The sequence below is a fragment of the Mesorhizobium sp. CAU 1732 genome (assembly GCF_039888675.1).
Classification (GTDB): Bacteria; Pseudomonadota; Alphaproteobacteria; order Rhizobiales; family Rhizobiaceae; genus Aerobium.
In genome coordinates, this window is record NZ_JBDQQR010000002.1 from 123264 (window position 1) to 135169 (window position 11906).

Here is an 11906-nt window from a genome sequence, read left to right on the forward strand (position 1 = left end):
GCTCACGGCTCCGCAGGCGGCGGCTGGCGATAGTGGTAGCGATAGACCTCCGTGAAGCCGAGCGAGCGATAGAGGCCTATCGCGGTCGTGTTTTCCGCTTCCACCTGAAGCCAGGCTTCGCGGGCACCGCGCTTGCGCGCCCATTTCAACGCCGAGAGCAAGGTGCGGCGCCCATGGCCCTTGCCGCGCTCGCTTTCGACCGTCGCGACCTCGAACAGTCCGGCGAGATCGCCGTCATGGACGCAGATGGCGGTCGAGAGCGGCGTCCCCTCCTGCTCGAGCACGAACAGGCCGGTCTGCGGTTCGATGGAACTGATCACCTCGGACAGGCCCGGACGCAAGGAGGCGTCGAGGTTGCGGATCGACATCGCCGCGCTGATGAACCTGCCCATGTCCTTGAGCGGAATCTGATGCATCGCGTCGCGGACCATCGCGTCGTCGAGCGTGGCGCGCATCACCAGCGATTCTGAAAACCTCACCCAGCCTTCGCGGTCGAGGTGGGCGGCGACCTTTCGCCCCGAAAGCGGCGACATGCGAAAGGTCAGCGGCCGTCCATAGGCGTCGAAGCGCCTCGCAGCGCGCGCGATCCGCTCGGTCAGATTGGCGTCGTCGCCAGGATCGAGCGGGCTGACCGAATTGAGACGCTTGGCGGGATGTCCCGCCGTCAGCCGAACCGCCCACGCACCGTCATAGTGGACGGACGCGGCTGGCCAGGCGCGCGAGCCGGCCGCCTCGTAGCGGCGTACGATTGCGAGATCCTGAAAGGGCCGGCCGCCGGTCGTCACGGTCTAGCTCCGGTAGTCGCCGTTGATCGCGACATACTCCTTGGTCAGGTCGCAGGTCCAGACGGTCGCCTTGCCGCGTCCCAGCCCCAAATCGACGCGAATGGCGACCTCGTCACGCTTCATGTAGGCGGACGTGTCTGCCTCCGAATAGGCCGGGTCGCGTTCACCTTCATGGGCGACGCGAATGTCGCCGAACCAGATCGCCAGAAGATCGCGGTCGGCCGGCTCGCCGGCCTTGCCGACCGCCATCACGACGCGCCCCCAATTGGCGTCCTCGCCCGCAACCGCGGTCTTCACCAAGGGTGAATTCGCGATCGACAGGGCCACGCGCTTGGCCGAGCGGCCGGATTTTGCGCCGGTCACGGTGACTTCGACCTGCTTGCGCGCGCCTTCGCCGTCTCGCACGACCTGCAAAGCGAGGTTCTTCAGCATGCGGTTCAGTGCCCGCCGGAACTGCGACAGGCGCGGGTCCTTCGCGTCCGTGATTCGCGGCGCACCACGCTTGGCCGCAGCACCCGTGGCAAACAGCATGAGCGTGTCGCTGGTCGATGTGTCGCTGTCGACCGTGACGGCGTTGAACGTCTTGCCGACGCCCTTGGAGAGCAAATCCTGCAAGGCTGCCGCCTCGATCGGCGCATCGGTTGCGATGAAGGACAGCATCGTCGCCATATCCGGCGCGATCATGCCGGCACCCTTGGCGATGCCGTTGATGGTGACCGGCGTATCGCCGAGCATCACGGTGGCGGTCGCGTATTTCGGGTAGGTGTCGGTGGTCATGATGGCCTTGCCGGCCTCGGACCAGAGCCCTTCCTCGGCGCGTTCTACCATACCTTCGAGCAGATGCGAGAAGCGCCCCGCATCGAGCGGTTCGCCGATCACGCCAGTCGAGGCGAGGAAGACGTCGCCAGGCGTGCAGCCGGCCGCTTTCGCCGCCGCCTCACCCGTCATACGTGTCGTTTCCCGGCCACGCTTGCCCGTGAAGGCGTTCGCGTTGCCGGAATTGACGACGAGGACGCGCGCCTTACCGCCCGTCAGGTTCTGCCGGCAGAAATCGACGGGGGCCGACGGGCATTTCGAGCGCGTGAACACGCCCGCGACACTCGTCCCCTCGTCGAAGATCATCGCGACGAGATCGGTGCGCCCCTTGTACTTGATGCCCGCCTCGGCGGTGGCGATGCGAACCCCCTCGATCGAGGGCATTTTTGGCTGCTTCTTCGGAGCGAGCGGCGAAACGGCGTCTGACATGGCGGCGGCTCTCGCGTCGAAGGTTTACTCTTGCTCTGCGTCTTCGGCAGGTGCCGCACCATCGGCCGGTGCGGCAGGCGCAGCCGCCGGCTCCATCGCAGCCTTGAGGGCGGGATCGGTCACCTCGACGTCAGCCTCTTCGCGCAGCTTCGAGACCGTCTCGAAATACGTTTCACGCAGCAGCAGCGAGCGGATCTGCTCGGACACCTGCTCGAAAGCCGGCGGCTGCTTGCTGCGCTTGTCTTCCAGCTTGATCACATGCCAGCCGAACTGCGTCTCGACCGGCTCCTTGGAATAGCTGCCGACTTCCATCGCAAAAGCCGCCTGCTCGAAAGCCGGAACCATCTGGCCCTGCGCGAAGTAGCCGAGGTCGCCGCCCTGCGCGGCAGCACCGTCGGTGGACTTTTCCTTGGCTATCGCCTCGAAGTCGCCGCCGCCATCGAGCTCGGCGATGATCGCGTCGGCTTCTTCCTTGGTCTTGACTATGATGTGGCGGGCGCGAACCTCTTCGCCGGCGGGCGCCTTGGCGATTTCCTCGTCATAACGCGCGCGAACGGCTTCATCGGTGACGGTCGATGCGATCTCGTCTTCGATATAGGCGCTGTGGAGCGCGCGCTGGCGAAGCAGTTCCATGCGCTTCTTGAAATTCTCGTCGTCGCCGAGGCCCTTTTCCTCGGAGAGCGCCGAAAGAAGCCTGATCTCGACGATGGCCGACAGGGCGGCTGCACGGCGCTGCTCTTCCGGAAGCTGGGCGAATTGCTGGTCCAGGTCGGTGATCGCCATGGTCAGGTCGCTCTCGGTGACGGGCTGACCGTTGATCGTCGCGACGACGGCATCGTCCTGCGCCGAGGCCATGCCAGCGATGGCCAACATCGCCGTGGCGGCGCCAAGAGTAACGATCGACATGCGACGGAACGAATGCTTCATCTGATGATCTCCAATGTGGGGATTGCCGGGTCGGGGGTTAGGAGCCCTTCAAACCAGCCAAAATGTGGCGATTTTCCGCGCGGTTTCCCCGCAGGGAGCGGCGTTGACATCGCATGTGCCCCCTCTTATCTGTCCTTCCACTTGGCGTCCAGAAGCGATTTTGCGGCGCTCTTCCTGTTTCATCCCGCAAATGATGTCGGTAGCGGGTCCTGCCCTGGCGGTGCCGGGCATTCCATACTGAAAGGACCATTGATGGTCAGCCTTGGCGTATTCGCCCGCAAGATTTTCGGTTCCTCCAACGATCGCCGCATCAAAGGTATGCGGCCCCGGGTGGAGGCGATCAACGCGCTGGAGCCTGAACTGAAGGCCCTTTCCGACGAGGCGCTGCGGGCGCGCACGGATATGTTCCGAAAGGAACTGGCCGAAGGAAAGAGCCTGGACGACATTCTGGTCCCGGCCTTCGCGACCGTTCGCGAAGCTGCGCGGCGCGCGCTGGGCCTGCGCCCCTTCGACGTCCAGCTCGTCGGCGGCATGGTCCTGCATGGCGGCGGCATCTCCGAGATGCGCACCGGCGAAGGCAAGACGCTGGTCGCCACCCTGCCCGTCTATCTGAACGCATTGTCCGGCAAGGGCGTCCACGTCGTCACGGTCAACGATTATCTCGCAACGCGCGACGCCGAGTGGATGGCCAAGGTCTACGGATTCCTCGGCCTGACGACCGGCATCATCGTTCACGGCCTCTCGGACGAGCAGCGCAAGGCGGCTTACGCCTGCGACGTCACCTACGCGACCAACAACGAGCTCGGCTTCGACTATCTCCGCGACAACATGAAATATGATCGCGCCCAGATGGTGCAGCGCGGTCACAATTACGCGATCGTCGATGAAGTCGATTCGATCCTGATCGACGAGGCGCGCACGCCGCTCATCATTTCGGGCCCGCTGGACGACCGTTCCGAACTCTACAATTCGGTCGACAGGTTCATTCCGATGTTGCTCGAGGGCGATTACGAGGTCGACGAGAAGCAGCGCACGGCCACCTTCACCGAAGACGGTACCGAGAAGCTGGAGAACCTTCTTCGCGAAGCCGGGATGCTCAAGGGCGATTCACTGTATGACGTCGAGAACGTCGCGATTGTCCACCACGTCAACAATGCCCTGAAAGCGCATCGCCTGTTCCAGCGCGACAAGGACTACATCGTCCGCAATGGCGAAGTCGTCATCATCGACGAGTTCACCGGGCGCATGATGCCCGGCCGCCGCTTCTCCGAAGGTCTGCATCAGGCGCTGGAAGCCAAGGAAAAGGTGACGATCCACCCCGAGAACCAGACGCTGGCCTCGATCACCTTCCAGAACTACTTCCGCATGTATTCCAAGCTCGCGGGCATGACGGGTACGGCACTGACCGAGGCCGAGGAATTCGGCAACATCTACGGTCTCGAAGTCTCCGAAATTCCGACCAACGTGCCGGTGTCGCGCATCGACGAGGACGATGAGGTCTATCGGACGGTCGAGGAGAAGTACAAGGCGATCGTCCGCGAAATCCGCGAAGCGCATGCCAAGGGCCAGCCGACGCTGGTCGGCACCACCTCGATCGAGAAGTCGGAGCAGCTCGCAGAGCGCCTGCGCGCCGAAGGCTTCAAGGATTTCCAGGTCCTGAACGCCCGCCATCACGAACAGGAAGCGGCCATCGTCGCCCAGGCCGGGCGGCCGGGCGCGATCACGATCGCCACCAACATGGCTGGCCGCGGCACCGACATCCAGCTTGGCGGCAACGCCGACATGCGCGTCGCGCAGGAACTCGGCGACATGCCGGAGGGCGAGGAGCGCGCGGCGAAGGAAAAGGCGATCCGCGAGGACGTCCAGCGTTTGAAGGAACTGGCGCTTGCGGGCGGTGGCCTCTACGTTCTGGCGACCGAGCGCCACGAAAGCCGCCGCATCGACAACCAGCTTCGCGGCCGTTCGGGCCGTCAGGGCGACCCGGGTCGCTCGAAATTCTTCCTGTCGCTGCAGGATGACCTGATGCGCATCTTCGGGTCCGAGCGCATGGACACGATGCTGCAGCGCCTCGGCCTCAAGGAAGACGAGGCCATCATCCATCCCTGGATCAACAAGGCGCTCGAAAAGGCGCAGAAGAAGGTCGAGGCCCGCAACTTCGACATCCGCAAGAACCTCCTGAAGTTCGACGACGTGATGAACGACCAGCGCAAGGTGGTGTTCGAGCAGCGCATCGACCTGATGGATGGCGGCAGCCTGACGGAAACCGTCGCCGAGATGCGCCAGGACGTGGTCGAAGACCTCGTCGCCAAGCACATCCCTCCGAACGCCTATGCGGAGCAGTGGGATCTCGCCGGCCTCAAGGAAGGCGTCAGCACCTCGCTCAACCTCGATCTGCCGATCGAGGAGTGGGCGGCCGAGGAAGGCATCGACGAGGAACAGATCACCGAGCGCATCATGGAAGCGACCGAGGCAGCCGCCAAGGATCGCGCCGAGCGCTTCGGGCCGGACATCATGGCCTATGTCGAGAAGTCGATCGTGCTTCAGACGGTGGACAGCCTGTGGCGCGAGCATCTGGTCAATCTCGAGCACCTGCGCTCCGTCGTCGGCTTCCGCGGCTATGCGCAGCGCGATCCGCTCAACGAGTACAAGACGGAAGCGTTCGAGCTCTTCCAGTCGATGCTGAGCAATCTGCGCCAGGCCGTGACCGCACAGCTCATGCGCGTCGAACTGGTGCGCGAGGCCGCCGAAGCGCCGCCCCCGCAGGTTCCCGCGATGCATGGCGCGCATGTCGATGCGACGACCGGCGAGGACGATTTCGGCGGCGATACCGCAGTTGCGGTCGCGGCGGAAAACCGCATCGTCCCGGCGGAGGAGCGCGATCCAGCCAACCCCTCCACATGGGGCAAGGTGAGCCGGAACGAAGCGTGCCCCTGCGGTTCGGGCAAGAAGTTCAAGCACTGCCACGGCACGTTTGCCTGAAAGGCGCGGTAAGTTAAGCAGTGCTTGTCCGTGCCACGGGCTTGCGAAGCCATCTCTCTGTAGCTACATTGTAGCTTAAATCTCGGAGATTATGATGGCTACGGAGACCGTGGTCCGCGCGCGGATCGACGCAAAAACCAAAGACCAGGCGACCGAAGCACTGGCAGCGATGGGGCTGTCGGTTTCGGACGCCATTCGCCTGTTGCTGGTGCGCGTCGCGGCCGACAAGGAGTTTCCCTTTTCGGTGAAGGTCCCGAACGCCACGACACGGAAAGCGATGGCCGAGCTGGAGAATGGCAAGGGCAAGCGTTTTGCCTCCCCAGATGAATTGTTCAAGGACCTAGGCATCTAACGTGCTCACACCTGTTCACACCGGCCAATTCCGGCGTGATGTGAAACGTGTTGAGAAGCGCGGCAAAGATCTCGGCAAATTGCGCGAACTTCTGGGTCTCTTGCTCATCGAAAGCGAGTTACCGGCCACTTACAAAGATCACCCGTTGAAAGGCGACTGGAAAGGCTTTCGTGACGCCCACATAGAGCCCGATTGGCTGCTGATCTATCGGGTCGTCGGCACCGAACTCCAACTCGCTCGCACCGGCACTCATGCCGATCTATTCAAGGCGTGATCGCGCTGTCACTAAGCTTGCTGGCAGCACGCGGCAATAGCGTTACAGAATTGCTCCACACGCACCAATCCGCCTATCTCATCGTTTCTTAAAGACTCTCGGCTAGGGATTGACGGTCCTTTGGAGTAACGGAGTGTATCGCGTGCGCTTTTCCGCAGCATCGACGGCTGATCGGTTTTTGCCGGAGCCATTGGCTGCAAAGGCACGCCCGCTTCTCGGCAAGGTCGATGCGATCATGTTCACCGGAGACGAGCGCGGCCAGGCTGGCCGTACGTCGCTGACGGCGTTTGCGATCCGTATCGTCAGCGCCGTGATCGCGCTCTTCAGCCAGGTGCTGATGGCGCGCTGGATGGGCGGCTTCGAATACGGCATCTTCGTCCTCGTCTGGACCACGATGATCATCGTCGGCAACCTGTCCTGCCTCGGCTTCCACACCGCCGTCGTCCGCTACATCCCCGAATATCGCGAGCGCGGCCGTCTGGCCGAACTGCGCGGCGTGATGACGGCCAGCCGCCGGATCGTTCTCGCCGTGTCGTCGGCGGTTGCATTGGCCGGACTCGCCGGGCTCTGGTTCTTCGGCGATACGATCGAGAGCTATTACGTCATCCCGTTCTATCTCGGCATCGTCTGCCTGCCGATGATCGCGCTGTCCGACACGCTGGAAGGCACGGCGCGCGCCAATTCTTGGGCCGTGCTGGCGCTGGCGCCGATCTATCTCCTGCGCCCGATCCTCATTCTGGCGCTCATGGGCATCGCGCTCTACGCCGGTTACGCACCCGACGCGCAGACCGCGATCGTGACGGCGATCCTCGCCACCTACATCACGACGATCTACCAGATCGCGGCGATCGCGCCGCAGGCCGGCCGCGAGGTGCGCACGACGCGCCCGGTCTTCCGCACGCGCGAATGGCTGATCGTCTCGCTGCCGATCTTCCTCGTCGAGGGGTTCTTTTTCCTGCTTACCAACGCCGACGTGCTGATGGTCGGCTGGTACATGTCGCCGACCGATGTCGGCATCTATTTCGCGACCGTGAAGACGTTGGCGCTCGTCCATTTCGTCTATTTCGCGGTCAAGGCGGGCGTTGCGCAGCGCTACGCGCAATACGCCCACAGCGGCGACATGGTGACGCTCGCCACCTTCGCCCGGGAGACCGTGGCATGGACGTTCTGGCCATCGCTTGCGATGGGTGCGGCCGTGCTCATTATCGGCAAACCGATGCTGATGCTGTTCGGCCCCGGCTTCGATGCCGGCTACCCGCTGCTCTACGTGCTTGTCTTCGGCGTCGTCGCGCGTGCGTCGGTCGGTCCGGCCGAAAGCCTGCTGACGATGAGCGGCAACCAGAACATCTGCGCCGCCGTCTACGGCATGACGCTCGGCATCAACATCGTGCTCAACGTGCTGCTCATTCCGCAATTCGGCCTCTGGGGCGCAGCCCTCGGCACGGCAATCGCGATGACCAGCGAGGCCATAATGCTGGCGTTCGTTGTCTGGCGACGCCTCGGCATCCTCATGTTCGTTCCGTTCTCCGGCAAGACAAGCGCAGGAGCAGTCTGATGGTTGCAGTCCCCCTTCTGGAAGAACTGAGCGGCAGCGCATCCGGGCGCATGATCGGAGGTTTTGCCGACTATGTGGGCGGCGACGTTCCGCCCTCGCTGGTCGAGCAGATGGAAAACCGCCCGCCCCGCAAGCTCGCGATCTACCCCGCCTCGGCCGGGTTCGATCTCGTCGAGGAACTGGATTTCCTCTGCGCCCGCTCGGTCGAGCAGAACATCTTCTTCAACCCGCGTTTCCTCGCGCCCGCCATGCCGCGCCTCGAGGACCGGGACGTGCGCCTTGCCGTGATCCGCGATGGAGACGAGAACCGCAGCCGCCTCCGGCTGCTCGTGCCCTTCACCATCGAGAAGCCCGCGACGCCATTCGGCGTGACCTTCCTGCGCACATGGTCGAGCCCGTTCGGCCCGCTCGGTACGCCGCTGGTCGACCGTGACGATCCGGTCGGCGTGGTGGAGGATTTCTTCGGCATGCTGGCGCGTCCGCACCTGAACCTGCCCAAGGTGCTGGTCATGCCGGAAGTGCGGCTCGACGGGCCGTTCGCGGCGATGGTCAGTTCGCTCTCGGAAAGCCGCAACCTGCCGGTTTCGATCACCAACCGCGTCGAGCGCCCTCATCTGGAAAGCGCGCTAGGCGGTGACGATTATCTGCGCGGCACGCTGAGCGCCCATCATTTCAAGGAGATGCGCCGACTGAAGCGCCGGCTAGGCGACAAGGGTGCGGTCGAGTATGTGATCGCGCGCCAGCCCGACGAGATCAGGCAAGGCATCGAGACGTTTCTGGCGCTGGAGATTTCGGGCTGGAAGGGTCGCGAGAAGACGGCCATGGCGGTCGATCGTTTCCGCGCCGCCTTCGTACGCGAAGCAGCCCATCGCCTGGCCGAAAAGGACCTCTGCCGCATCCATGAACTGCGCCTCGACGGCAAGCCCATCGCGAGCCTTGTGGTCTTCGTCGAGGCCGGCGTCGCCTACACCTGGAAAACGGCCTACGATGAGGACTATGCCTCCTATTCGCCCGGTACGCTCCTGATGATCGAGACGACGCGGACGCATCTCGAGGACCCCAACATCGATGTGACGGATTCCTGCGCCGTGCCCGATCACCCCGTCCTGGGTCGGCTTTGGGGCGAGCGGCGCCCGGTCGGCACGATCGCCATCGGCCTGACCCCGGACGCCGAGCGCATGACGCATCAGGCGGCCTCGCAGCTTCTCCGCGCCAAGCAGACGCGCAACATGGCACGCATCCTGCGCAACCGGGTCAGGAAGGCGTTCGGCCGGGGATAGTAAGCCTTATTCCACCTCGCTCCGCGCCCGGTCGCGAAAAATGCGGCGGATGACCTTGCCGGTCGTCGTCAGCGGCATCGAATCCACGAATTCGACCTCGCGCGGATATTCATGCGCCGAGAGCCGCTCGCGCACCCACAGGCTGATCTCGCCGGCGAGCTCCTCGTCCTTCGTGACACCGTCCTTCAGCACGACATAGGCCTTGACGATTTCGGTGCGCAGCGCGTCGGGCTTGCCGACCACGGCGGCGAGCGCGACGGCGGGATGGCCCGTCAGGCAATCCTCGATCTCGCCGGGCCCGATGCGGTAGCCGGCAGATGTGATGACATCGTCGTCGCGGCCGAAGAAATGCACATAGCCGTCGCCGTCCTCGATGCCCTGGTCGCCGGTCGTCATCCAGTCGCCGATGAATTTTTTGGCGGTCGCTTCCGGGTTGTTCCAGTATTCGAGGAACATGACCGGGTTGGGCCGCCGCACGGCGATCTGGCCGGGCTCGCCCATCGGCACGCGCCTGCCCTCCCCGTCGATGACCGCCACCTCATGGCCCGGCACCGGCTTGCCGATCGCGCCGCCCCTGCTCACGCCGATCGCGTTGCACGAGGCGAGCACGAGATTGCACTCGGTCTGGCCGTAGAACTCGTTGATCGTCAGGCCGAACTCAGTCTTCGCCCAATCGTAGGTCTCGCGCCCGAGCGCCTCGCCGCCCGAGCCGATCGTGCGCAGCTTGAGGTCGAAGTTCCGCACGACGCTGCCGGCCGATTTCAGCATGCGCAGAGCCGTGGGCGGGATGAAGGCGTTGCGCACGGCGACCTTCTCCATGAGACCGAGTGCCGCCTCGGGATCGAACCGCTCGAAGCGCGCGGAGACGACGGGCACGCCGAGATAGAGCCCCGGCAGGAGCACGTTGAGCAGGCCGCCGGCCCATGCCCAGTCGGCCGGGGTCCACAGGCGGTCGCCCGGCTGCGGCAGGAATTCGTGCGGCATCTGCACACCCGGCAGATGCCCCAACAGGACGCGGTGGCCGTGCAGCGCGCCCTTGGGCGGCCCGGTCGTGCCGGACGTGAAGATCATCATAGCCGGATCGTCGGAGCCGGTCTCCTCGGCGACGAGATAGGGCGAACCCGCGGCGACGATCCTGTCGAAACCCAAGGCACCTGCGCCCGCCCCGTCGATAGAGACGATCGTTTCCAGTGCCGGCAGCCGCGCACGGATCGTCTTGAATTTGGCGTTGCCGGCTTCGGTGGTGACAACCGCCTTCACGCCCGCCGTCTGAAGCCGATACTCCAGCGCCTCGACCCCGAACAAAAGCGCCAGCGGCACGGCGATCGCGCCGAGCTTGTAGATCGCGAGATGCGCGATGACGGTCTGGAAGCTTTGAGGCAGGAGAAGCGCGACCCGATCGCCGCGCGCGACGCCGAGCGCGCGCAGCCCGTTTGCGAAGGCATTCGAGTGTGCCGCGAGTTCGGCGTAGCTCATCGTCTCGGCGTCGCCATCCTGCCGATAATCGATCAGCGCGATCCGGTCGGGCTCGATCGCGGCCCATCGGTCGGACACCGCGACGCCGATGTTGAAGCGCTCCGGAATGTGCCAGCGAAAATCGCGATAGAGCGCATCGTAGCTGTCGCGTCGTTCAAGCATGGGCGTTCGCGGTCCACGAGGTTGCGAGGTGTTTACGGACGTTCTGGCCCTTTCAGGCCTCGACCACAAGCAGTTCGAACGTGACGCAGACGGCATTGACGCCCGCGACGAGCCGCCCTTCGCCGATTTCACCGGCCATGCCGACCAGCGCGATGTCGAGGTTGCATCGCCCGTCACGGACGTCACCACGCTTCACCAGCACTTCGGTGGCGTAGGAGGTCATGTCGGGTCCGTCCTCGAACCGCGCGCCGACGAGGCTGCCGATGCCTTCGACGCTTGCATTCGCGATGCCGTGGTCGCGGCAAATTTCCTCGATGGCGGCGCCGATATCCTGATTGGGCCGGATGGTACACAGCACGGCGCGCGTGCCACGACTGACATGCTCATCGGTGCCGTTGACTGCTTGGAACAGCCGGAAATTCGTCTCCGCATCGTCGCGGACGTCGAAGCGCGCGCCCGAGACAAGCCATGCGTCTGCTGCCACAGGCTCGTGAAACTCACTCTCGAGCGGCAGGAGGTGACCCATGCGGCGCTCCCCGTCGGGCAACAGCCACGATCCATGGCAATGCAGGAAGGGCTCGCCGTCACGGAGACCGACGATCATGCCGGCATCCTCGATCGTGCACACGCCGTCCGGCGCATGCGTCTCGCTGTACCACGCCGCATGGCAGTCGTCAGGCGCTGCCGCCGGGATCACGTAGCGCATCGGCGCGACCGTCGCCCCGCGCAGCCGCACGAACCCGCTGGATGCGCCTGTTGCGCGAAACGCGTCCGCCACTGCCTGGTTCACGCTCCTGCCCGGTTGCAAAGTCAGACGCACACGATCGACGGTGCATGACGCGCTGGTGCTGCGTTCCGCATTGACGGGACC

Annotated in this window: 10 protein-coding genes; 5 read left to right on the forward strand and 5 right to left on the reverse strand. The window is 64.4% G+C overall.

Features of this window, described 5'->3' with window-relative positions; all coding sequences use genetic code 11:
* Positions 1-2: 2 nt before the first annotated feature.
* The 3 genes from AAFN55_RS18220 to AAFN55_RS18230 are packed head-to-tail and all read right to left on the reverse strand — an operon-like array spanning position 3 to position 2957.
* A complete protein-coding gene (locus AAFN55_RS18220) occupies positions 3-785 on the reverse strand; it encodes a GNAT family N-acetyltransferase (protein WP_347800394.1) in 783 nt (260 codons plus the stop codon).
* 3 nt (positions 786-788) lie between these two features.
* Complete coding sequence (argJ, locus tag AAFN55_RS18225) at positions 789-2030, reverse strand: bifunctional glutamate N-acetyltransferase/amino-acid acetyltransferase ArgJ (RefSeq protein ID WP_347800395.1); 1242 nt, start codon at positions 2028-2030, stop codon at positions 789-791.
* Between the two features lie 24 nt (positions 2031-2054).
* On the reverse strand, positions 2055-2957 hold the full coding sequence (locus AAFN55_RS18230) for a peptidylprolyl isomerase (protein WP_347800396.1): 903 nt from the start codon (positions 2955-2957) through the stop codon (positions 2055-2057).
* Between the two features lie 252 nt (positions 2958-3209).
* Here AAFN55_RS18230 and secA point away from each other — a divergent pair, with 252 nt between their 5' ends.
* The 5 genes from secA to AAFN55_RS18255 all read left to right on the forward strand — a co-directional run bounded on the left by secA (position 3210) and on the right by AAFN55_RS18255 (position 9397).
* Positions 3210-5936, forward strand: coding sequence for a preprotein translocase subunit SecA (gene secA, locus AAFN55_RS18235; RefSeq protein ID WP_347800397.1), 2727 nt, complete (start codon positions 3210-3212; stop codon positions 5934-5936).
* 88 nt (positions 5937-6024) lie between these two features.
* Positions 6025-6288: a type II toxin-antitoxin system RelB/DinJ family antitoxin gene (locus AAFN55_RS18240; protein WP_347801040.1), complete on the forward strand. Its 264-nt coding sequence runs from the start codon at positions 6025-6027 to the stop codon at positions 6286-6288.
* A 1-nt stretch (position 6289) separates the two neighbouring features.
* Positions 6290-6562, forward strand: coding sequence for a type II toxin-antitoxin system YafQ family toxin (locus AAFN55_RS18245; RefSeq protein ID WP_347800398.1), 273 nt, complete (start codon positions 6290-6292; stop codon positions 6560-6562).
* Positions 6563-6704: 142 nt separating this feature from the next.
* Positions 6705-8117 (forward strand): lipopolysaccharide biosynthesis protein, encoded by a 1413-nt coding sequence (locus tag AAFN55_RS18250; protein ID WP_347800399.1) that lies wholly within the window; start codon positions 6705-6707, stop codon positions 8115-8117.
* Positions 8117-9397, forward strand: coding sequence for a GNAT family N-acetyltransferase (locus AAFN55_RS18255; RefSeq protein ID WP_347800400.1), 1281 nt, complete (start codon positions 8117-8119; stop codon positions 9395-9397). The genes AAFN55_RS18250 and AAFN55_RS18255 overlap by 1 nt, the downstream gene beginning before the upstream one ends.
* 6 nt (positions 9398-9403) lie before the next feature.
* Here AAFN55_RS18255 and AAFN55_RS18260 read toward each other — a convergent pair whose 3' ends face one another.
* The gene (locus AAFN55_RS18260; protein ID WP_347800401.1) at positions 9404-11035 is read right to left on the reverse strand and encodes an acyl-CoA synthetase; all 1632 of its coding nucleotides are present in this window, start codon (positions 11033-11035) and stop codon (positions 9404-9406) included.
* A gap of 52 nt (positions 11036-11087) precedes the next feature.
* On the reverse strand, positions 11088-11825 hold the full coding sequence (locus AAFN55_RS18265) for a DUF296 domain-containing protein (protein ID WP_347800402.1): 738 nt from the start codon (positions 11823-11825) through the stop codon (positions 11088-11090).
* Between the last annotated feature and the right edge of the window lie 81 nt (positions 11826-11906).